This window comes from Psychrobacter pacificensis, from assembly GCF_018336615.1.
In the GTDB taxonomy this organism is placed as follows: Bacteria; Pseudomonadota; Gammaproteobacteria; order Pseudomonadales; family Moraxellaceae; genus Psychrobacter; species Psychrobacter pacificensis.
Map to the genome: position 1 here is coordinate 836,183 of NZ_CP048752.1, position 23,697 is coordinate 859,879.

Annotated in this window: 20 protein-coding genes and 1 pseudogene; 12 read left to right on the forward strand and 9 right to left on the reverse strand. The window is 45.0% G+C overall.

The window, feature by feature from the left end; genetic code table 11:
- Positions 1-77 precede the first annotated feature (77 nt).
- The 9 genes from betB to GYK50_RS03685 all read left to right on the forward strand — a co-directional run bounded on the left by betB (position 78) and on the right by GYK50_RS03685 (position 11,585).
- Complete coding sequence (gene betB, locus GYK50_RS03645) at positions 78-1,580, forward strand: betaine-aldehyde dehydrogenase (RefSeq protein ID WP_212564287.1); 1,503 nt, start codon at positions 78-80, stop codon at positions 1,578-1,580.
- Between the two features lie 104 nt (positions 1,581-1,684).
- Positions 1,685-3,385 (forward strand): choline dehydrogenase, encoded by a 1,701-nt coding sequence (gene betA, locus GYK50_RS03650; RefSeq protein WP_212564288.1) that lies wholly within the window; start codon positions 1,685-1,687, stop codon positions 3,383-3,385.
- A gap of 277 nt (positions 3,386-3,662) precedes the next feature.
- Entirely contained in the window at positions 3,663-5,708 is a 2,046-nt protein-coding gene (gene betT, locus GYK50_RS03655) for a choline BCCT transporter BetT (protein ID WP_071002050.1), read from the forward strand.
- Between the two features lie 242 nt (positions 5,709-5,950).
- Positions 5,951-6,439 carry a M48 family metallopeptidase gene (locus GYK50_RS03660; RefSeq protein WP_058023766.1) on the forward strand — a complete coding sequence of 163 codons (489 nt, stop codon included), beginning with the start codon at positions 5,951-5,953 and terminating at the stop codon, positions 6,437-6,439.
- A gap of 387 nt (positions 6,440-6,826) precedes the next feature.
- Positions 6,827-7,765 carry a DMT family transporter gene (locus tag GYK50_RS03665; protein WP_071002049.1) on the forward strand — a complete coding sequence of 313 codons (939 nt, stop codon included), beginning with the start codon at positions 6,827-6,829 and terminating at the stop codon, positions 7,763-7,765.
- 217 nt (positions 7,766-7,982) lie between these two features.
- A complete protein-coding gene (locus GYK50_RS03670; protein WP_071002048.1) occupies positions 7,983-9,743 on the forward strand; it encodes a TrkH family potassium uptake protein in 1,761 nt (586 codons plus the stop codon).
- Between the two features lie 78 nt (positions 9,744-9,821).
- Entirely contained in the window at positions 9,822-10,523 is a 702-nt protein-coding gene (locus GYK50_RS03675) for a potassium channel family protein (protein WP_058023762.1), read from the forward strand.
- A 43-nt stretch (positions 10,524-10,566) separates the two neighbouring features.
- On the forward strand, positions 10,567-11,109 hold the full coding sequence (locus GYK50_RS03680; protein WP_071002047.1) for a DUF3124 domain-containing protein: 543 nt from the start codon (positions 10,567-10,569) through the stop codon (positions 11,107-11,109).
- Between the two features lie 62 nt (positions 11,110-11,171).
- The gene (locus GYK50_RS03685; RefSeq protein WP_058023760.1) at positions 11,172-11,585 is read left to right on the forward strand and encodes a PaaI family thioesterase; all 414 of its coding nucleotides are present in this window, start codon (positions 11,172-11,174) and stop codon (positions 11,583-11,585) included.
- 102 nt (positions 11,586-11,687) lie between these two features.
- Here GYK50_RS03685 and GYK50_RS03690 read toward each other — a convergent pair.
- From GYK50_RS03690 to GYK50_RS03725, 9 genes and pseudogenes are all read right to left on the reverse strand, one after another.
- Positions 11,688-11,999 (reverse strand): annotated as a pseudogene (locus tag GYK50_RS03690) (c-type cytochrome); the annotation flags it as partial.
- A gap of 58 nt (positions 12,000-12,057) precedes the next feature.
- Positions 12,058-12,405, reverse strand: coding sequence for a c-type cytochrome (locus GYK50_RS12815; RefSeq protein WP_227517184.1), 348 nt, complete (start codon positions 12,403-12,405; stop codon positions 12,058-12,060).
- Positions 12,374-12,565 (reverse strand): hypothetical protein, encoded by a 192-nt coding sequence (locus tag GYK50_RS12820; RefSeq protein ID WP_227517183.1) that lies wholly within the window; start codon positions 12,563-12,565, stop codon positions 12,374-12,376. The genes GYK50_RS12815 and GYK50_RS12820 overlap by 32 nt, the downstream gene beginning before the upstream one ends.
- Positions 12,566-12,669: 104 nt before the next feature.
- Complete coding sequence (locus GYK50_RS03700) at positions 12,670-13,464, reverse strand: PAP2 family lipid A phosphatase (protein ID WP_071002045.1); 795 nt, start codon at positions 13,462-13,464, stop codon at positions 12,670-12,672.
- A 92-nt stretch (positions 13,465-13,556) separates the two neighbouring features.
- Positions 13,557-14,027, reverse strand: coding sequence for a diacylglycerol kinase (locus GYK50_RS03705; protein WP_083328856.1), 471 nt, complete (start codon positions 14,025-14,027; stop codon positions 13,557-13,559).
- Positions 14,028-14,266: 239 nt separating this feature from the next.
- Positions 14,267-15,613, reverse strand: coding sequence for a sensor histidine kinase (locus tag GYK50_RS03710; protein ID WP_212564289.1), 1,347 nt, complete (start codon positions 15,611-15,613; stop codon positions 14,267-14,269).
- Between the two features lie 77 nt (positions 15,614-15,690).
- Complete coding sequence (locus GYK50_RS03715; protein ID WP_212564290.1) at positions 15,691-16,392, reverse strand: response regulator transcription factor; 702 nt, start codon at positions 16,390-16,392, stop codon at positions 15,691-15,693.
- A 56-nt stretch (positions 16,393-16,448) separates the two neighbouring features.
- Positions 16,449-18,152, reverse strand: coding sequence for a phosphoethanolamine transferase (locus GYK50_RS03720; RefSeq protein ID WP_420070470.1), 1,704 nt, complete (start codon positions 18,150-18,152; stop codon positions 16,449-16,451).
- Positions 18,153-18,312: 160 nt separating this feature from the next.
- Positions 18,313-19,002: a Crp/Fnr family transcriptional regulator gene (locus GYK50_RS03725; protein WP_212564292.1), complete on the reverse strand. Its 690-nt coding sequence runs from the start codon at positions 19,000-19,002 to the stop codon at positions 18,313-18,315.
- Between the two features lie 85 nt (positions 19,003-19,087).
- On the opposite strand from GYK50_RS03725, the gene GYK50_RS03730 reads away from it, so the two are divergent.
- The 3 genes from GYK50_RS03730 to GYK50_RS03740 all read left to right on the forward strand — a co-directional run bounded on the left by GYK50_RS03730 (position 19,088) and on the right by GYK50_RS03740 (position 23,619).
- Entirely contained in the window at positions 19,088-19,879 is a 792-nt protein-coding gene (locus GYK50_RS03730; protein WP_071002041.1) for a class II aldolase/adducin family protein, read from the forward strand.
- Between the two features lie 416 nt (positions 19,880-20,295).
- A complete protein-coding gene (locus GYK50_RS03735) occupies positions 20,296-22,653 on the forward strand; it encodes a sensor histidine kinase (protein WP_071002040.1) in 2,358 nt (785 codons plus the stop codon).
- A gap of 33 nt (positions 22,654-22,686) precedes the next feature.
- Entirely contained in the window at positions 22,687-23,619 is a 933-nt protein-coding gene (locus GYK50_RS03740; RefSeq protein ID WP_071002039.1) for a response regulator, read from the forward strand.
- Positions 23,620-23,697: the final 78 nt, after the last annotated feature.

Genomic DNA, 23,697 nt, shown 5'->3' on the forward strand with positions numbered 1-23,697 from the left:
GAATTTTAACAATGACGATATGATTTGGTAAAAGGGCGTTTTATTGCCGCTTTTATCAATCCTCTCAAGGAGTATTTATGACAAATATCAACAATTTGACAGACATTATCGATTTAGAACAAGTGCAAACTGCCTATATTAATGGTCGCTACTTAGCGGTCGATGACACGCTCGCCACTTTTGAAGATATCAATCCAGCGACAGGTGAAGTGCTGGCAACCATTCAGCAAACCACCAATGAGCAGATTGATGATGCGGTCAAAGCGGCTCATAAAGGTCAAAAAATCTGGGCGGCGATGACCACCGTTGAGCGTGGTCGTATTCTCTCAAAAGCTGTTGAGATATTACGCGCGCGCAACGATGTGCTCGCATTACTTGAGACCAAAGACACCGGCAAAGCGCTGTCTGAGACTAAGTATGTCGATATCGTCACGGGTGCTGATGTGGTTGAGTACTATGCAGGACTTGCGCCCATGATTGAAGGTCGTCAGATTCCACTGCGTGACACGAGCTTTGTCTATACTCGCCGCGAGCCGCTGGGTGTGGTCGCAGGTATTGGCGCATGGAACTATCCGATTCAGATTGCGATGTGGAAAGCCGCGCCTGCATTGGCTGCTGGTAATGCGATGATCTTTAAACCATCAGAAGTCACGCCGTTGACTGCCTTAAAACTGGCAGAAATCCTGACAGAAGCGGGACTACCAGATGGTGTGTTCAATGTCGTGCAAGGCAACTACGAAGTGGGTCAAGCACTGACCAATCATCCAGATATCGCCAAGGTATCATTCACTGGTGGTGTGCCGACGGGTAAAAAGGTCATGTCGAGCGCGGCAAGCTCATCGCTAAAAGATGTGACCTTAGAGCTTGGCGGTAAGTCACCATTGATCATATTTGATGATGCTGATATTGATACCGCGGCTGATATCGCTATGATGGCGAATTTTTATAGTACCGGTCAGGTATGTACCAACGGCACGAGAGTATTTGTCCCAAAAGCGCTACAAGCCAAGTTTGAGCAAGCCATCTTAACGCGTGTTAATCGTATCAAACTGGGTGATCCAATGGACGAGAACATCAACATGGGTCCATTGGTCAGCTTCCCGCATATGGAGCGCGTACTTGGCTATATCGAGCAAGGGAAAGAGAGTGGCGCGCGTCTGCTAACGGGCGGCGCACGCGTCACAACAGACGCATTGGCTAATGGTGCTTTTGTTGAGCCGACCGTATTTACAGATTGTAGCGATGATATGACCATCGTCCGTGAGGAAATCTTTGGTCCAGTCATGTCAATATTGACTTATGAGAGCGAAGAAGAAGTCATCCGCCGCGCCAATGACACCGATTATGGCTTAGCAGCTGGAGTGGTGACGACTGATTTAAAGCGTGCGCATCGCGTCATTGCTCAGATCGAAGCGGGTATTTGCTGGTTGAACACGTGGGGTGAGTCAGCGGCACAGATGCCAGTGGGTGGCTACAAGCACTCAGGCGTTGGCCGTGAAAATGGTATCGAGGCGCTTGAGCATTATACTCAGACCAAATCTATCCAAGTAGAGTTGGGTGCGTTTGAATCGGTCTTTTAACGAGTGGTATTGAGAAAGTGAGCGCAGTTTGGGCCTGATAACGCTGTGCATTTGACCTTGCTGCTACCAAGTGATTTATATTTTTCCATATTATGGAGCATGTTATGACATCAACCACCCCTGAGTACGATTATATTATTGTTGGTGCAGGGTCAGCAGGTAATGTGCTGGCCACGCGTCTGACCGAAGACGCCAATATAAAAGTATTGCTACTAGAAGCTGGTCGTCCAGACTATCGATTGGATTTTCGTACCCAAATGCCAGCGGCGCTTGCAATGCCGCTGCAAGGAACGACCTATAACTGGGGCTACAAGACAGATCCTGAGCCATATATGAACAACCGTGTCATGGACTGTGGTCGCGGTAAAGGGCTGGGCGGTTCATCGCTTATCAACGGTATGTGCTATATACGTGGCAATGCGCTCGATTTTGACGACTGGGCAAAGATAAAAGGCTTAGAAGACTGGACGTATCTCGACTGCTTGCCGTACTTTAAAAAGTCAGAAAACCGCGATGTTGGCGAAAACGACTATCATGGCGTCGGTGGTCCTGTCGAGATGACCACCTCAAAACCAGGGGTGAATCCGCTGTTTCAAGCCATGATTGAAGCTGGGGTACAAGCAGGCTATCCGCGTACCGAAGATTTGAACGGCTATCAGCAAGAAGGTTTTGGTCCGATGGATCGTTTTGTGACGCCTAATGGTCGCCGCGCATCTACGGCTCGAGGCTATCTAGATCGTGCCAAGCCGCGTGACAATATCACGATTTTGACAGGGGCACTCACCGATGTGATCTTATTTGATGGCAAGCGTGCCGTCGGGGTCAAGGTCGAGCACGAGGGTCAAACCAAAAAATTCTATGCCGCTCGTGAAGTGATCGTCTCATCAGGTGCTATCGCTTCGCCGCAATTATTGCAGCGCTCAGGTATTGGCCCTGGTCAGTGGCTAAAAGACGCTGGCGTGACAGAAATACTAGATTTACCGGGTGTGGGCAATAACTTGCAGGATCATTTAGAGCTGTATATGCAGTACGAATGTAAGCTGCCAGTCTCGATTGCGCCTGCCAATAAGTGGTGGAATAAACCTGCTATTGGAGCTGAGTGGTTGTTCAATGGCACAGGCCTTGGCGCCTCCAACCAGTTTGAAGGTGGCGGTTTTATCCGTACGGATGAGACATTCACTCACCCAAATATCCAGTATCATTTCTTACCGCTTGCCGTGCGTTACGATGGCCGTAGTGCCAGTGATTCGCACAGTTTTCAAGCCCACGTCGGTTCATTGCGTTCGCCAAGTCGTGGTCGCGTCAAGCTGACCTCAAAAGACCCCAGTGCGCATCCAAGTATTTTATTTAACTATATGTCACATGAGCAAGATTGGCAGGAGTTCCGCGCGGCGATGCGTATCACTCGTGAGATTATGCATCAACCTGCGCTGGACCCTTATCGCGGTGCTGCCATCTCACCCACCGAAGACTTGGTGACCGATCAGCAGCTAGATGACTATGTGCGCGAGCATGGCGAGACGGCTTACCATCCCTCATGTACCTGTGCGATGGGCGAAGATAATGATTCGGTCGTCAATGGTCAAGGGCTGGTACATGGTATTGATGGCTTGCGAGTCGTCGATGCATCTATCATGCCAAATATCATTAGTGGTAATCTCAACGCCACCACCATCATGCTGGCCGAAAAAATCGTTGATAAAATGAAAGGCGTACAATTGCCGCGCTCTACGGCAGATTATTATGTGGCCAATGGAGCGCCGCTACGCGCTGAGCCAATGCGCGATTATCTCTCAACGGTGTAAATGACAAGTCAGCATAAAATATGCTGCTAAATAAAGAACGATATCAGATAACTCCAAAATAATGGCCTTTCAACGTAAAGGCCTTTTTTATCAGCGTCAATATATGAGCGCAATGTATGTCATATATGGGTGCTATTTATCATTTTATTCGCTTTTATTCATTGGTACTGCTTTGTGCGTCATGCGGTTAAGTATACGTTATGTGGTCAAAAGTCATAATACTATGCCGGACAAAGCAATATCGGACACTGTTTAATTTACTTATTTGAGGTCTTTTATGTACAGTTCGCCATCAAAAGAGGTGACGAAACCGTTGAGCCTAAACAAAACTGTGTTTTTAGGTTCGGCTATTATTTCTATTTTATTGATCATCTGGACCATTGCTTTTCCAGATTATAGTGAGACCTTACTTGGTGCAAGTATGGCGTGGGTATCAGACAAGTTTGGCTGGTACTATATGTTGGTGGTTGCTGCTTATAGTATTTTTGCTTTGTTCGTTGGTTTTTCTAAATATGGCGATATTAAGCTGGGTCAAGACCACGAAAAAGCGCAGTTTCCGTTTTTAGCGTGGGCGGCCATGCTGTTTTCAGCGGGTATTGGTATTGATCTGCTATTTTTTGGGGCATCAGAGCCATTGATGCATTATTTAACGCCGCATACTGGCCTAGAGCCTGCGAGCGCCGAGGCCATGCGTCAAGCGCTTGCTCAGACTTTTTTGCATTGGGGTCTGCATGGCTGGGGTATTTATGCGCTGATTGGTATGGCACTGGCTTACTTTGCTTACCGCAAAAACATGCCACTTGCGCTACGCTCACCGCTCACGCCAATATTTGGTGAACGCTTGATCAAAGGCTGGCTAGGTGATGGGATTGATACTTTCGGTGTTGTCTGTACGTTGATGGGTATTGCGACGAGCCTAGGTATTGGGGTGCTACAAGCCAATGCTGGCTTGACCCATGTCTTTGGTATTGAATCTAGCAAGATGGTTCAGGCGCTGATCATTGTCGGTGTGGTCGTCGCTGCCGCTGTCTCTGCGATGACAGGTGTTGAAAAAGGCGTACGTCGTCTGTCTGAATTCAATATGTTGTCGTCAATATTGCTATTGCTTGCCATCCTCGTGATGGGTAATACCGTCTATTTATTAAACACCTTTACGCAAAATATTGGTCAATATTTCCAAACCATTATCTATAAAACCTTTGATGTTTATGCCTATGACGGTACTGCCGGTGCCGACTGGAAATCAGGTTGGACGATATTTTTCTGGGCATGGTGGGTGGCTTGGGCACCGTTTGTTGGTCTGTTTATCGCGCGTATCAGCCGTGGCCGTACGCTACGTGAATTTGTCTTTGGCGTGATGTTCATTCCATTGGGCTTTATTTTTGCATGGTTCTCTATCTTTGGTAACACTGCGATAGATCTGGTTGCCAATGGCGCAACGGCGCTTGGTGAAACTGCCGTCAATGATGCCGCCATGGGCATGTTTGCGCTATTTGAATATTTCCCCTATAGCGAAGTGCTTTCATTTGCAGGTGTGATCATTGGTCTGGTGTTCTTTGTCACCTCTGCGGACTCAGGCGCGTTGGTACTTGCCAATCTGAGCTCAAAAGGCATGACTAATGACACGGATGCACCGGTTTGGTTGCGTTTGTTTTGGGCGGTGGCAACAGGTCTTATCACACTAGGATTATTGTTTGCGGGCGGTTTTGCCTCATTACAATCGGTCTCTGTGATTGCAGGTTTGCCGTTCTCTTTGATTCTGGTGCTCTACATGATGTCCATGTGGAAGTCACTGAAAGAAGAGGGCAATAAGCGCAAAGCCAGCACGATTGGTACTGCCAATGTGCTCGACAGCGGTAAGAGCTGGAGAGCACGTTTGCAGCGTATTGTGAGCTTCCCAGGTCACGCGCAAGTCGAAAAGTTCTTAAAAACGGTGGTGATGCCAGCGATGACTGAGGTCGAAAAAGAGTTCAAAGCAGGTGGTCTCAAAACCTCTTTAGATGCGCATAATCTTGCCAGTATCGGTGAAGATATCGATGCAGGCATGGGCCAAGACAGTGCTCAGGTCGACGGTCTAAAACTGCGCGTCGGTCATGGTGATGAAGATGACTTTGTTTATGAAGTTAACTTGATCAAAGCTGAACGTCCAAACTTTACCTTAAACACCTCAACCAAGCATGCTGAGTTTTACTACCGTGCTGAGGTGTTTTTAAGCGATGGCTCGCAGGAGTACGACTTGGTGGGCTACACCAAAGAGCAAGTGCTGGTCGATATTCTGCATCAGTATGAGCGCCATTTGCAGTATCTACATTTAGAGCGTTAATGGTCTAGATTATCGTGCTATATCGCGCTATCAATCTATATGTACGATAGCCGATAAGTGACCGTCTTTATAAGAAAGTGTTATAAGCAATGACCCCATAAGTTGACTACCGCTTATGGGGTTTTTTGTGGCAAATAAGGTAAATGGGAAGTAGAACAAGCCTGAGATAACATATAGCCAATATAAGGTAAAATCCATCAAACAAGCGGACAGCTTTTAACACATAGACAAAGGATATCGTTGTGAGCAGATTAAAATACATAGCGCATTACTCAGAGCAGATTCAAACGCAAGCGGCGCAAATGATAAGCGACGGTCGGATGGGTGAGTATTTGGATAAAAAATATCCCACCCAGCACCAAGTGCAAAGTGATAAGGCGCTTTATCACTATGTCAATGAGATAAAAAACCAATACATGCGCAAGATTGGCCCGCTATCAAGCGTCAGCTATAGCAGTAAGTTAAAGGTACTAAAGCATGCGCTAGGTATCCATACTACCCAGTCTCGCGTGCAAGGCAGCAAGCTTAAATCCCATAACAGTATCACGGTTGCCAGTCTATTCAAAGACGCACCGCCAGAGTTTTTACGGATGATTGTGGTACATGAGCTGGCGCATTTTAAAGAACATGATCATAACAAGGCGTTTTATCAACTGTGTTGTCATATGGAACCTGAGTATCATCAGCTCGAATTAGATATGCGTTTATGGTTGCACTGGCAAGAGCAATGATTGGACAGCAATATAAAGTCAAAACATCTCTTTGCCACCGTCTGAAAACGCTCAACGTTATCGCTAACCGTGCTAAGCTTGCCTCTACTAAAAATTTAACTGCCAAATCATAAATTGAGACACAATTTTTTTGTTATCTCACGAAAAATAGAGAAAAAAATGATCAATACTAGGGCGTGTTGAATATTCGACCATGGCACTGACAGCGACTATTTTTTAGGCGATTCGATGTTAAAAATAATAAGTTTAGTCACTCTAAGCGCCAACATCTACAAAATGCCAAAGTTGCAGCCAACAAAATCGAAGACAAAGAATTTAAGGTTGAGATAGATGAGCTGCTTGCGAAACTGGTGACTGAATGATCGACCTTGTCCAATAGGATAATGGATGAATGACTTACTCAATAAAAATACTCACAAAAACACGTGGATAGTGCCTGTTGCTTGCCTATTAGCAGGGGGTGCGCTTACTGGTATCTCGACCAACTTGGCAAAATATGCTGTCAATATCGGTCTAACACCACTCGCGTTTTTGTTTTGGTCGATCACTGGCGCGGCCATTATTTTACTAATCGTTGCTCTTATCAAACAAGAGATACCGCCTATTAGTGCCCGTAGTATCGAGTATTATTTTGTTGCCGCCTTTGTTAGCGTGGCGGCTGCCAATTTACTGCTCTTTTCGGCCATTCCTCATGTTGGGGCAGGGTTTGTTGCCCTCATTATTTCCTTACCCCCACTGCTAACGTATCTTGGCGCACTGCTGCTACGTATGGAGCGTTTTTATCTCATTCGTGCGCTTGGCGTAGTGGCGGCGCTTCTTGGCGCAGGGGTGTTGGCTATTCATAAGCTTTCTGCACCAGAATCTAGTGTCTTCTGGATTTTAATCGCGCTGTGCGGGCCAGTGCTACTCGCCATTGGTAATATCTATCGGACATTACGCTGGCCTGACAATGCTTCATCTAGTGCGATTGCACCCGGCATGCTAGTTGCGGCGGCGCTGTTGTTAGGTTTGTTTAGTGCGTTCTCTGATTTTTCTGTCGCGATATCTTTGGATGCTTGGCTGCTGCTAGGATTGATAGTCGTACAAGCGTGGGTGTTTGCTGGTCAGTTTTTCTTATTATTTCTTTTGCAAAAAACAGGTGGGCCTGTATTGCTCAGTTTGCTAGGGGCGGTTGGGGCTGTCGTTGGTGTACCGATTGCGATATTTTTGCAGGGAGAGCGTCCACCTGAGGGGTTGTTTTTGGGGGCATCTTTGATAGCTATCGGCGTGGTGCTGGTGACATGGGGCGGCGTAAAAATGGCGATAATAATAACAAAAGAAGAATGAGAGACAGCTTAGCAAGTGGGGGCTTAGCAAGTGGGAAAAAGGAGTCAGTACGTCAGTCAGTATTGTATGATCTTGCAAGTATTTGATATCTCATCTGAATGACTCTTAGGATCTATATTGATTCAATAATTGGTTACGATTCTCTCAAATCAGTTTTTGTGAATAGGGCAAAAAAGGAGTATAAGTATCGTGGTTATTGTTGTCATGGGTTCAAGCTATGAATGCAGCCGCACGTTATCGATTATTGAATAATGTTACGATTCTGATTAGTGTCATCGCGGTAGCTATTGTCTTATTGGATAGTGGCTTTACGTTGCCCATTTGGCTGCAACAAGTGTTTCATATTTTTTACTTGGTCGTTATTTTGCTCAGCTTTGTGGTGACGGTTGGCCGTTATCTCTACACAAACAAACCGCGAACGCTCAATAAAGTTGCTATTTTTGATGCTTTTACCAGTATCGCGATTGTCATTTTACTTACCGCGCATTTCACTGATTTGGTGCGTTCTGGCTTGGACGCCGCCGTTGATGGTTTTGTCGCGATAAAAATCGCCGTGTTTGTCACCTTTATCCGTGAACTCTCTGATCATAATTTCAATCTCAATCGCACCTTTTTGCATCCTGCACAGTTTTTTATTTTAAGTTTCTTAGCCGTTGTGCTGGTTGGTGCTTTGCTCCTAATGATGCCCAATGCGACAACGCAGCCGCTGTCCTTTATTGATGCGCTCTTTACCGCGACTAGTGCCGTTTGTGTGACTGGGCTTATTGTCGTGGATACGGCAACCTATTTTACGACGTTTGGCCAAGTCATTATTATGGGACTGATACAAATCGGCGGCCTAGGTATTTTGACGTTCGTGACCTATTTTAGTTACTTCTTTAAGGGCGGCGTCAGCTACGAGACGCAAGCGAGTATTAGCGAGATGTCTTATATGCGCGGCATGGGTGATGTGGTGTCGACACTTAAGTCTATTTTATATGTGACATTCGCCGTTGAGGCGGTGGCGGCGGCACTCATTTATATCAGCATTTATGATATGCCTGATATGAACTGGTCTGAGCAATTGTTTTTTTCGGTCTTTCATGCGATATCCGCTTTTTGTAATGCTGGGTTTTCTACCTTTAGTGCTGGCATGTATGACGATTCGCTACGTTTTAATTATCCATTGCAGCTTATCATTGCGATGACCTTTATCTTTGGCGGTATGGGCTTCACCATTGTGGTCAATGTGCTGCGGTATTTGCGTCATCGCGCTGAGCGACTGATATATCGCAATGACCGGCACCATATTTATCAGCCTTGGTTGCTGAATATCAACAGCCGTATTACCTTGATTACGACTGGGGCGTTATTGTTGACTGGTCTGGTTGGGGTGATGGTATTTGAATACAACAATGTACTCGCTGACCATACCGGTTTCTTTGACAAGCTTATCACAGGGTTTTTTACGGCTGCCACGCCGCGAACCGCAGGGTTCAATGTCATTGATATGGGTGAGCTGACTTTTCCAACGGTCATGCTAACGATATTTTTGATGTGGATTGGGGCGTCGCCCAACTCAACGGGTGGTGGTATCAAGACCAGTACCTTTGCGATTGCGCTATTAAATACACTGAGTCTAGCCCGTGGGCAAACAAAGATAGAAGTCTTCAAGCGTCAGATTGCGGAGATTTCAGTCCGCCGCGCGTTCTCTATTATGTGGTTGTCATTATTGGTCATCGGTACGGGTGTGACGCTGATTAGTTATGATCAGCCAGAGCTTGATTTGATCAAAGTGGTATTTGAATGTTTCTCAGCTTATAGCACGGTGGGGCTAAGTTTAAACCTGACAGCAGACTTATCGGATTTTAGTAAAGTGGTGGTGTCGGTCATCATGTTTGTTGGACGGGTCAGTATGCTGACGATATTTATTGCGCTACTCAAAAACATGCGCCAACGCAATTATCGCTATCCGACTGAGGAAATCACGATTAACTAACTTGTGATAAATAGACGGTTTTATGTGCAAAAACAGGGAAACTTAGAGTAAAAGATACTAAAAAAGGTCATTAAGGTTATGAAATATATCATCGTAGGGTTGGGGAATTTTGGTGCGTCACTGGGAGCAGCATTGACCCGCCAAGGTCACGAAGTGATTGCCATTGACAGCAGCATGCAACGAGTAGAAGCCTATAAGGAGGTCATCTCTCATACGCTCTGTATGGATGCCACGGATGAGTATACCGTGAGCGGATTACCGATTGTCGATACCGATACCGTCATTGTTGCTATTGGGGAGGATCAAGGCGCCAACGTGATGGCAACGGCGCTGTTTAAAACCCTAAAAGCAAAACGTTTGATCAGCCGTAGCATCAATCCACTGCATAAAAAAGTTTTGCAGGCCATTGGTGTCGATGACATTATTTACCCTGAAAAAGAAGCAGCCAATCGCTGGGCCAAACGACTGTCACTAAGCCATTTTGTTGATTCGTTTGAGTTAAGCGATAACTTTAGTATGGTAGAAATCAAGATTCCAAATGTGTTGATCGGCAAGACGGTTGAGGAGTTGCGGTTGGAGCAAAAATTCAATATCCGATTGCTTAGTACCTTGCGCTATGAGTATTATGAAGACAGCTTTGGTCGTACCCAGACCAAACCTAGCGTGCAAGGTCTGGCCACGCCTGAACAAATATTGCAAGACCGTGATGTATTGGTCATTTATGGCGCAAACAAACACATCAACCATTTCTTACGTAGCGTGGGTGTGAAAATCAAATAACAGCTTGCAATCGCAGTGACATGAAAAGGGACAGGGGAAGTTTATGAATAAGCGCAGTATATCCGTTCTATTGGTCGCTGTTATCGTGTTGCTGTCAGGCTGTGATCCGTCTGCGCAAGATCCGAATGTTCTTCTGTCCGAGCACCAACAAGATCCGATTGAAGCGTTAGAGGTGACATCCGATGTAGATCGCAGTCAGTTCAGTTATAAAGAAACCTTTTATGTACCGATTTATTCTGATATCTATACTGATAGAGACAATCGCAAAGTACTATTGTCAGCGACGCTGAGTGTGCGCAATACCACGCTGAAAAAATCACTGTATATTAATAAAATTGATTATTATGATACGGATGGGGCACTGGTAAAGTCGTATCTAAGCAAACCCATTGAGCTATCAGCGATGGCCACGCTAAACTACATCGTCGAAAAAGAAGAAGATAAAGGCGGGTCGGGTGCTAACTTCATTATCGAGGTCGAAGGTGTCGATGAAACCGTCAGACCAGTTATCGAAGCGGTCATGATTGGGAATTTTAGTAATAAAGGATTTGCCTTTAGTACAGAAGGTACGCCAGTAATACATTAAAGGAATGTATTCAGTGAAGTAATAAATAACAAGGAAAGTTTAATTTAATTCAAGGAAGCGTTATGTCTGCAACCAAAGAAGAAATCAGCGCCTTTATGGCGTTAGAGTTTCCACAAACCAAATGTATCGTCGAAGCAGTCAGTGAAAATGGTGCGACTTTATCACACGAGATTGGCATCGATGAGCTACGTCCTGGTGGCACAGTGTCAGGACCTGTCATGATGGCCGTCGCTGACGTCGCCATCTATGTTGCGATACTCGGGAAAATCGGTATCGTGCCATTGACAGTGACGACGAGTCTGACTATCAATTTTTTGCGTAAACCATCAGCAGATGCACGTATTATCGCTGAATGCACCTTACTCAAAGTAGGGCGAGCCTTAATAGTGGGCGAGGTATCTCTATATTCAGAAGGCTCAGACGATGTCGTGGCTCATGTCGTCGGCACCTATTCTGTACCGCCAAAGCGTATCTAAAATGCTACGTAAGCGCTTGGATACCTCATCAAAAGAGCAGCTATGTTAAGAGGTTGCTCTTATTTTATCGGTCAATGTGCTTTATAAGATAGCGAGTCTCATCTATTCACTCGGGTCTGACCCTGGTGGAAAGTCATGGCGTAATTGTAATTGCGCAACATTAGCAGTAGTGACCGTGTCAGTGAAATTGTTCAAATCGCTATGTACGTACTGTGTAACGGCTGCTATTTGCGCATCATTCATCATGCTATGGAACGATGGCATCCCGCGCAGACCATTTATTAACACCCTAATGATATAGTATTTCGATTGCATTTTACTGTTGTTGGCCAGCGGTGGATAGTAGCCAGCGCCGTATGCACTGTCACCTTTTTGCATATGGCAACCTGCACAAGAGTCGTCATAGAGTTTTTTGAGTCCTGCGCGGTTTTCGGTAGAAGGCACATTGATGACATTCCATGCCAGCATTAAGCTACGGATATTCAACGGGAAAGGCAGGTGTGTGGTTTTTTTCAGGGGGTTTGTCTACGATAGGGATGGTCTGAAAATAAGCAAACAAGGCACTGACATCGTCATCTGTTAGGCCATGATAGGACGGGTAAGGCATCGCAGGATAAATCTGATGATTTGGCGCCCGACCTTTGTGTAAGGCTTTTTTTAAATCGGCCTCAGTATAGTTGCCAATACCATAGCGCGTCGATGGTGTGATATTGGTTGAGTAGATATTGCCAATCGGCGTATCAATCGGCACGCCGCCACTATAGTCTTCACGGTAGCAGGCCATACAGTCAGCGGTAAGCGCCGCGGTTGGCAAGCGCACTATTGGCTGGGCTAACATTTGGTAGGGTTATTCTGTTAGGCAAAGTGTCTATTGGCAGGCTGACTGTATCTGCTATCGCAGCGGTAGAGAGTACGCCGAAACCGATTGTCGTGGTTAAGCAAAACAACAGCGCTGGCATAACGGCACAAAGTGGTTTCATAACGTCCTTATAGTGCTGATAAATCATCTTTAATCCCTCATCCTAATATGCCTGCAGTTCGCTAGTCGTGTCTAGCAAAATAACGCAACGTGATAACTATCATTCTAAGTGCTTGAGGTTTCAGTACCAAGCAAGCTAGTGGCTGTGTCGGCATGTTTTTTACTGGCGCTTTTGGCCTTTGCCTTTATCGAATCTTTAAAGAATAGCGTCGCAAGCGCACACGCTATCGTCAGTGATAGCAGCATCGAGACCAAAGTATGACTAAAAAAATGATCGCCAAATAGCATCTTATACAGCCCCATGCTCCAGCCTAAGAGCGTAACTATTTTTAGTATTTGATAACGGTGCTTTTTGAGTGTTGGCAAAAAAGCCAATCCATATAAGGAGAATCCTGCGCTGGCGTGAGCCGCTGGGAAGCATCTGGCAGGCGTTGCGGCAACCATGTTTTGCCACAGATTTAGATAAGGCAACTCACCGCCAAAAATTGCCAAGTCATTCGGGCAGCTCACATGGGTGACGCCTTTTAATGTGGTAATGGTAGCCGGTACAATCGCTAATACCAGCAGTAGATAGCCGATCTCCCGAATTGGTAAAGGAAACAGAAATTTATCGAATTTACAGCGATGCTGTGAGGCAAGATCCGGCAAAGGCTGTCTATATTTTATAATTAACACTGCTATGAGGTAGACCGCCAGTAGGATCAGTAGGGCTTTGGGCAAATCATAAAAGATAAACGCATAAGGCTGCGCACCTTTTTCTAGTAGCCAGTGTCCATGGCTATAAAAAAGCTCACTGATGCGTATGTCTAACTGACTATGTTCAAACACCAACGTAGCGAGGATGGTCAAACACAGTAATTTTAGCCAGTCCCAAGCCATTGAGTGGTTTTCTAAAGTCATGGATACCTCTGGCAATGTATAGTAAGTAAGAACGTATAATAAATAGGATAGCTTCTAGCTTGATTATTGATCAGTGCCTGTGATAGATGTCTTTATAAAAAGACAGACAACGCCATGAGCCATAAAATTGTTAATAGACATAACGACACGAACTGCGCCGCCGAGCCAACATCTTTTGCGATTTTTGCGAGTGGATGCTTGGCGGTTGATGTGTGGTCGACGCAAGCTTCGATACCCGTGTTAATCAGCTCAACAATTAAAGATAAAAAAGACGCGAGCACTAGCATCATTTTTATACCAAGCGTAAAAGGCATCATAATGACAGCGGCAAGCAGGACAACATTGAGCCACACGACTTGTCGAAAAGCCGCCTCAAATTTGTATGCTGCCTTAAATCCGTCCATTGAATAGCCAGCAGCTTTTATAATTCGGTAAAAGCCCGTTTTGCCTTTTGCGCTTTCTGCAAAGCTATCAGGCGTGAGCGCACTGTGATGTGCTGCCTGCTTGATAGAGCAATGCTCGGCTGACTCGTCTTCAAGATTAATAGGAGTAATTTTATTCATATAGAATTCTTAATGATCTATTAATATCAAGATGCGCTTTCGGTTTTGCGTGACCAAAAAAACAGTCAAGCAAAGTCGATATATCCTAAGTATAAGACGAGCGAGATTAAGAAAACGTTAAGAGCGTAAGCAGGAATGAGAATAAAGAATGATTCGGACAAATGGCACAAATGGCATTGCCCGCCAGTTCAGTGGGCAATGGTTAAATAGAAATTGTGGTGATAGTAAGCAAAGTACGGTTATTTATAATAAATAATAAAAGTGCTGCCGCCAGACGGATTGGCTTGATGAGTCAGCTGCCAGCCCATATGAGACATGATGCGTTGTACGATACTCAGTCCCAAACCTGAGCCTTCAACCTTGTGATTGATATCATTTTCTGGTGACAAGGCTATGCCTGTACCCTCGTCTTGATAGTCATGAGTTAGGCGCTCAAAGCGCTCATACAGCAGCGGCATCATCGCCTCAGGAATACCAAGACCAGTATCAGTTACCATGATTTTTTCGTCATCGATAGTGATGGTGACTTCGCCATCATCGGTATACTGAAACGCATTTTTTATCAAATTGCCCAGTGCCATTTTTAATAGCTCAGGACGCACATAGGCGCTATATTCTTGCTCAGCGACTATTTCACACGTGACCGTTTTATAGCGCAGCAAATAGGTCAATCGCTGCACCTCGGCTAAGGCAATGCTATTGATAGAAGTTTGCGGTGCATCTAGCTTTTCAGGGGCGCGCGAAAGTAAGAGCAGGGCGGTGATAATCTCAGAGGTCTCACGGGCGGTAGTGCCAATCCGATTGGTAAACTCGTTTAGATGACTGTCTGCTGGTAATTGCGAAGCTAGCACTTCGAAGGCACCCATGATGATGGTTAAGGGCGTGCGCAGCTCATGGCTGACATCACCAGTAAACAGTTGCTCGCGCTTTAGATACTGCTCAAGTTTATGGTTTTTTTCATCGATAGCTCGCGCCAATACGCCCACCTCAGAGGGCAAGTGCGTGAGTTCCGTTAGGTTGCTATGATCCGTTTCGACGGCTTTTTTTAAATCGAGTAAAGGCTTGATGATTTGTTTAGAGGATAAATGAGAGAATATGGCGGCAATAAGCAAACTCAAAATGACCGCCACTCTTAGTGTGTCTGCAAAGATATCTTCTAAGTTTTCGAAGATTTCTAGTACAGGGTAGTGGCTCATCACCATCTCAACCCCTTCCAAGTACGTCAAAATGTAAGTCTGATTGCCTTGTTGATAGGCGAAAAAATGAAGGTTACCGTGGGTTTTGCCAGACTCACCGTCTATAGTGACAGACTTCTCTTGCACCGTTGCCGTTGCTGTTGTTTGCAGGTTGGTAGGGGCACTATCGTAGCGATAGATCTTGATGCCTGGGTCGGCAGTATAAATAGAGCGATCGCCGTACTTTTCTTGGCTGATATCAAGCTGCTGCAACAGCCGACCCTTAACCAACTCCTGTTCTATTCTGCTCTCCGCGTATAGAAAAATACTGACAAAAGCCCCGCATAATAACAGCGCGAATATAAAGTAGGATAATCGAAACTTATTGGCTATCGAGTCTATATTGAACATAATATGGAGATGCTTAATCAAAGGAGGTAATTGATATAGTGAGCGATGATAGACAGTATGAGGTGCTACTCTCTCAGTTATACTACCGCGTGTTCTGATTTATTGGGATCGATAATTTGGTAACCCACACCAGGCACTGTTACTATCATGGTTTTGTCAAAAGGCTTGTCGACCTGCGCCCGCACGCTATGAATATGAGTGCGTAGCGCATCACTGCTGGGTATATCCAGACCCCAAACCTTTTCTTCAAGTTCAGTTTTGCTGACGACTCGCGGTGCGGCACTCATCAGGATATGTAATATCTTAAATCCAGTTGGGGTGAGCTTAATCGACTTTCCTTCGCGCATAATAGTATGCTCACTATTATTTAGCGATAGCGCGCCCACAGCGATACTGTGTACAAAATTATCGTCCTCGTGACGACGTATGAGTGCTTTGATACGGCACTCTAGCTCAATCAATGAAAATGGCTTGACCAAATAATCATCAGCACCGCTATCAAAGCCTGCCACTTTATCCAAAATCGTATCGCGAGCAGTGAGCATGAGGACAGGCGTTTTGTCATGCAATTCTTCTCTGAGTTTTTTACACAGCTTGGTGCCATCCATACCTGGTAGCATCACATCGAGCAATATCACATCATAATGATTGCTTGCGGCGAGTGTGAGCCCACTGTAGCCATTATGTGCGTTGTCCAGCTCAAAGCCTTTTGGCTCAAAAAACGCATAAATATTGGCCACGATATCGGGGTTGTCTTCAATAACGAGTATCTTATACATGGTGTTGACCTAAAAAATAGTGGCTACCTAAAAGATGGAGCAATATAAAAACAGATTTAGTTATTTACTTTAAAAAAGGTTGGCGCGCCTTTGACTTCATCAGTCGTGATGCCAAAAAAGCTCAGCACCGTCGGCGTAATAAAATCATGTGACACGGGCTGACTGCTCATATTATAGAGGCTGTCTGCATCGATGTTATTACTGTTTGGTGACCAAATGACTGCGGGCACGTGCTTTTGAGTATCCGGGGCAAACTTATAGGGCAGACCATGCAAATAAATATTGTTTTCTCCCAGACTCTCGCCATGATCGCTCATATACACCATGACTACATCATAATCTTGTTCGTAAGTTTTTAGGGTATCGATCACGTTATTCAAAAAGTAGTCGGTGTACAGAATCGCATTGTCATAGCCATTGATCACAGACTGGGTATCACATTTTGACAGCTCATTGGTCATACAGACAGGTTTGTACGTTTCAAATTCTTTAGGGTAGCGCTGGTAATAAGCGGGGCCATGGTTGCCCATTTGGTGTAACAAAATAAGCATGTCTTTAGGCGTCTCTTTCGGTGAGCTGCCTGACTTAACCAGTTTATCAAAACCATCAAGCATACCAATATCTCGGCATTCAACATCGCAGTTCGGATTGGTATCAGCCGTTTTGTAGTCCTCAAAAGTGACACGATCAGCCACACCTTTAGAGCTAGAGTTGTTGTCTCGCCACACGACATTAACCCCTTGCTTGCTGAGCGTATCGAGTACGTTTTCATTGTACTTGGCGGTATCGATATCATATTTTTCTCGATTTGCATAACTGAACATGCAGGGCACTGAGTAGGCAGTCGAAGTGCCACAAGAGACGGCATCTTTAAAACTATAAAGGTTGGACTGTTTTGCGAGTAGTGGCGTGGTATTGCGTGTATAGCCATTTAAACCAAAGTGATCAGCGCGAGCCGTTTCACCAACGACGAACACCATGAGCTTGGGTTTTGCAGTGCTGCTGTTTGTAGTGCTACTGGTAGGAGCGACGCGCTTTGCATCTGTCGCATGTAGGGTGAAAGTATCAGGACGGCGCAGCTCATTGACATAGTTTTCGACAAGTTTGATCGTAGAGTAAATAGGCGTGATTGGGTTGGCATAAGAGCGCACCTCTTTATGCTGACGAAAGAAGCTGGCGTACTGGTCACCAAAGGGTAAAAGACACGCCGCGATAACTGCGATAGACAATATCAAGGTAGCTGTCTTTTGTAGAATACTGCGTTGCCAAGTAAAGCGCTTTAGACGAATTTTGCTAATGATAACTGCTGGCAACACGCTCAGTAGCAGCACCCGAATGACCATACTAGGGGCAAACAATCCCATCGCCTCTGCTTGATCGGTCTCCAGACTATTGATCAGCATGTTGGTGTCAAATATCGTCCCGTAAGCATCGGTAAAATAACCGCAGATGGCAGCAGTGATCAGTAGCGCAATCAATACTGGTTTGGCAATCGGACGATAGCAAAGCAGTTGTAATACCAGCCACATCAGTCCAAACAACAAGCCAGTAATAGACAGTATAAAGCCGACGTTTTTGCTAAATGGATAGACATCTAGCACCTGCTCAAAAAAGCCAATATTGGCAGTCACCACCAAATATAAGGCAACAATGATAATAAGATAATTGAGATTTACCTCATGATCGTAGAGCTTACTCAGATAGCTGTTTTTTTTATTGGTTTTAGGCGCATCGATTTTGGCGGTTTGAGATATGGACATATAAATACTTCTCAACAGAATGGTAGGAAACGTCATTCCTTACCATAACAAGTGTGCTGTTAAGAAGATGTTAAGGTGGCAGCTTTGATGCTGATGCTAGTTTGCGAGGTGTTGAGTGGTTTATATAAAATTTTACGGACAGATTTTATAGATATTCAAATTATTCAGGATTCATGATTGCTTTTAACTCAGACTGATTCTTTATAGTAATAAAACCATAGTGCATATCTATGAATTCCTGTTTTTGCCAAGACTGAATGATTTTATTGATGGTTTGTCGGGTGGTACCGAGCATAAAGCCAAGCTCTTCTTGTAATAAGCGCAAATCTATCTTTATATCGCCATCCATCTGCTTGCCATAATTACCAATCAGCCCTACAAGCATACTCGCCAGTCTTGCCGATGTACTCAACGAGGTAGCGTCATCAATCCAGTCAAAGGCTCTACGAATACGCGCACAAGTGATGAGCGCGAGGTGCTTGTATAAAATTGGATACTGTTGCGCCGTTTGAATTACCACCTTTCTGGGGATAGAAATCAACGTAACCTTATTAATCGTCCATGCATCGTGGGTGCGAGGATTATCATCTATGATAGAGATCTCACCAAACCACTCGCCACTAGATAGGTGAGCGAGGGTCATGGCATTGCCGCTAGTGCTCACATTGCAGACTCTAATCGTACCCGATACGACAAAGTGCAGCGCCGCATCATCATTGTCACCAATAGCATGAATCATTTGGCTTTTTTGGTATACCTTTAGCACAGCGTTATACGCTAGTAGCGCTTGCACGTCGGTTGGCAAGTCAGCAAACCAAGGGTCGTTATTTAAATGATGATTGATATTCATAAGTGTCATGTTTTTGACAGATTTGGGTTTGAAGAATGGTGTAGAGTAATTATTCGGACTATTCACAACTGTAAAGGACTATACAATGCAAACAGCGATAAAAACGACCACACAAACTGATTCAACATCGAGTGTACACCATAATATGAGCGAACAAGAGTGGCAGATGCGAGTAAATCTTGCTGCTTGTTATCGCTTGATTGCGTCCTATGGCTGGGATGATCTGGTATTTACCCATATCTCAGCCCGCGTACCAGGGACAGAAGATGAGTTTTTAATCAATCCTTATGGCATGCTATTTGAAGAGATCACCGCTTCCAGCCTAGTCAAAGTCAACAAAGCGGGCGAAAAGGTCTCGCCATCAGCGTTCAATGTCAATCCAGCCGGGTTTATTATTCATAGTGCCGTACACGAAGCCCGTGATGATGCGCACTGCGTGATTCATCTGCATACTAGCGATGGCGTAGCGGTCTCGGCGCAAGAGCAAGGCCTACTACCCATCTCGCAGCAGTCATTATTTCCGTTATCTAACTTGGCATATCACGATTACGAGGGCGTTGCACTTAACCCAGAAGAAAAAGTCCGCTTGGTCGCTGATTTAGGCAAGGCTAACTTTATGATCTTGCGCAATCACGGTCTGCTCACTTGTGCCGACACCGTCGCTGATGCGTTTTTGAATATGTATATTTTACAAAACGCCTGCGAGATTCAAATCAAGGCGCAAAGCGGTGGCAGCGCATTGACGCCGATACCAGCACAAATATTGGCTGGTATTCAAGCGGCATCGAAGCAGGTGACCAGAGGAGCGAATGGTGATATCGCATGGCCTGCCTTATTAAGAAAGCTACGCCGTACTGACCCATCGTTTGAGGAGTGATTACATATGGGCAGCGTTAGGTGAGTATTACCATCAAGAGCGTGGTCAGTATGAGTATATAAAAGACGCTCAGGTAAAGTTTATTATCTAGTGTTTGCAATCTATACGCCATCAACAACCGTCGCACCAAAAAAAAGCAGCACATCGTTTGATGCGCTGCTTTTTTGTTTCCTGTTTTTACCTCCCTATAAGCATTCTATCTGTCAGGGTCTTATTTTGACTCCTCATTCCCTTTGTGTGCTATCACCGGTTTTTAAATTAATCCGCCTCTATCAACTTGTATTTTTTTGTCATCATATGTTCATAAATGAGCCGTATTCTTATGCCCATTATAAATAGTTGCTGTGTGTCACAGAGATTGATATCCATTAAGAGATTCATTGATAGCAGTTGATGCGTAGATAAAAGGTGTGTGTATGAGCGTTGCTGGCAGGCTTGGTAGTATCTCTACCCGTATGCTGATTATTTTAGCGTTGGCTTTTTTGCTGATTATCCTCATGGTGTACTTGGTCATTGAAACCCAAGGCAAGCCGCGCATTATGGAGATGACATCAGAGACTGTGGTTGAAACAGGTAACGAAGTCATCAACAGTATCATGGTGAGTATCAACCATGTCGATGGGCTGGCAAAAGCAAGCAGTACGATGGCGGGCGGTCTACCTAAAGAGGATGCACTTTACCAAGAAACCTTTGGCAATCTCATGCAACAAATGGATCAAAGAATCGTGGGTGGCGGGGTATGGTTTGACCCAAATATGTATGCCCAAGGTCAAGAGCGTCAGTCGTTTGTATGGGCGCGCGATGAGACAGGCAGCATGCAGTCAGTGACGCGCTATGACCAAGTAAGTCAAACGCCCAATGCTTATTATCGAGACTGGTGGTATATTCCAGCGTTGTACGCCAATCATGATCACTGCGTCTGGAGTCGGGCATACATCGATCCCACCAGCAATCAGCCGATGATGACTTGTGCTAAAGCATTGTACAACAGTACTAATCAAGCGTTTGATGGCGTGGTGAGTTTTAACTTATTATTGGACAATCTTGATGCCGCCATGAAGAGGTGGCAAGAAAAAATAGGCGGCTATGTCTTTTTGGTTGACTTGGACAATCGATTCCTAACTTTTCCTGATCAGTCGCTCGTCACTCAAACCACCGCCAACAATCCACAAGGTGAGATGATGAACGCCAGTCAGTTGGCGGCTATCAATCCGAGTTTTGCGCCTATCGCGGACAGTTTGGGTCGCATTAACGATACGCTCATTGATGATGCTACTGCCAAAGATGAAAGCCGTTTTACCTTGGCGGCGCGTAGTATTTTGAGTACGACCAATCTGGGCAAAATAAGTGAGCAAGAGTCTGAGCTACTCTCGGCGTTGCTGTTATTAAATATCGATCAAACTTTCAATTTAGTCGACAGCCATCTGGTCGATACCATCGACGTACCCAATGATTTTGTCTTGCAGCAGCCAGCCACAGCCTTCGTCTTTCGCATGCCATTTACTTACTGGAAAATGGTGATCGTCAAACCCAATAGTGATCTGCTCAGTGTTGCCAATGCGCTATCGAACCAGCTGATTCAAGCCATGCTACTGGGCTTTATCCCTATTTTATTATTAACGGCATGGGTGTTCCGTCAGTATTTTACTCGTCCATTACAACGTATGTCGCTTTTGGTGGCTGAGATGGGCGCTTTGATTGAACAAAAACAATATCAGAAACTGCTCGCACATAAGCTGCCCAGCTCAAGCGTGAGCGAAATTCAGATCATCAGTGAGCAGACCAACCAACTGATTGATCGTGTCGTCGAAAACGAAGGCGCGCTTGCCGAGATCAACGTCCATCTAGAAAAACAAGTTGCTGCCCGTACCCAAGATCTACAGCAAGCGATGGATGAGCTAAAAGCCTCACAAGTACAATTAGTGCGCTCCGAAAAAATGGCAACCTTGGGTCAAATGGTGGCAGGCGTGGCGCACGAGGTCAACACACCACTGGGCTATGTACGCAGTAATATCGAACTGGTCGGTGATAACTTGACGCGTTTCGATGAGCTGATCAGCCAGACTGACCAGCTATTGCAGGCGCTAAAAGACTCTAGTGCTGACCAAGCGCAAGTAGCACAATTGACGGCTCAAACTCTACAATGCTGTGAAGAGATCAAAGAAGATGAAGTCAGTGAGGACTTGGCCGATTTGATCAAAGACAGCTTGTACGGGGTCGATCAGATAGCTGAGTTGGTGGTAAGTTTGCGCGACTTTTCTAGAATTGATGAATCAAAAGTAAAAGACGTCGATATCAATGACTGTATCACCACCTCGCTGGTCATGGCGCGCAATAACCTCAAAACCCTAGATATTACGACCAACCTAGCGACACTGCCGCTGACTCAATGTAACCCCTCGCAAATCAATCAAGTGCTATTAAATTTATTCAATAATGCCGCTCAAGCCATAGCGCCTGATCAAAAAGGCGAGTTGCATATCACATCAGCTGTCGATGAGACGCAGTCGCAGGTAGTGGTGCAGGTCACAGATAATGGTATCGGTATCAACGAGCAGGCTTTAGAGCGTATCTTTGAGCCGTTTTTTACCACCAAAAAAGCAGGCGATGGAACGGGTTTAGGGCTGGCGATCAGCACGCAAATTATTGAGCAGCATGGCGGCAGTATTGCAGCGAGCTCAATCGTCGGCGAGGGCACAACTTTTACCATTATGCTGCCAATACAGTCAAAAACTTATGAAAATAAACCCTCCAAAGCCTTATTTGAAGGTTGAAATACTTCTCACCACTCACCTAAAGAGAGCCTCATGCAAAAACCAAAAATTGCCTTTATCGATGATGAGCCGCGCATTTTACGCAGTCTAAAAATGCATTTTCGCCAGTCGCACGATGTATTTACCACCACCGATGCCACTGAGCTTATGAAATATGTCAGCGAGCACGATGTACAAGTGGTCATCAGTGACCAACGTATGCCTGATAAGCAAGGGACGGAAGTCTTGCGTGATATTAAAGAAGCGTCACCCAATACCATTCGTATCTTGCTAACAGGCTATGCGGATCTCAATGCGGTGATTGACTCGGTCAATGACGGAGAGATTTACCGTTATATCACCAAGCCTTGGCAAAATGATGAGCTCAAAAAGATCGTAAATAAAGCCACAGAGATTGCTCAGCAAACGCAAGATATTACCCAAAATATGAAGCAAGGTGATGAATCTCAGAGTTTTATGAATGCTAGTAGCAAAAGGAATATACTGGTATTAGATGATGATGAGAGTATTTATCAAGAAATAAAAAATCAGTTTAAAAGTACTTATACAGTGAGCTGGGCAAGCAACCTCGAGCAGGCTGCGAAGTTACTACAAAAAAAGAAGTTTGGTGTCACCATCACGGATGCGACGCTCAACGAAGAAAATATTACTCCTATTGTCTACGCTCTAAAAAATATCCAGCCCGATCTGATGGTGCTGATGTTGACTGAATTTAAAGACGCTCACATGGTGATTGATCTCATCAATAAAGGGCAGGTATATCGCTGTCTGCCACGTCCTACCAACTTCTCTATTATGAGTATCAGTCTGGACCGCGCGTTTGAGCATCACGAAAGACTGGTACAGCAGCCGATATTAGCAACGCGTCATCATGTTGAAGAAGTACCAGAAGCTGAGACTTTTAATTTTTCTGAAAGATTGAAGGGTTTCTTTGCCAAGTTTAGAGGCTGGCGCATGATGATGTAAAGTATTCTGATTAAGATGCTATATCAAGTCAGCATATGATTGAGCATTATCTTTAATAAAGAATAAATAGCCGTATTT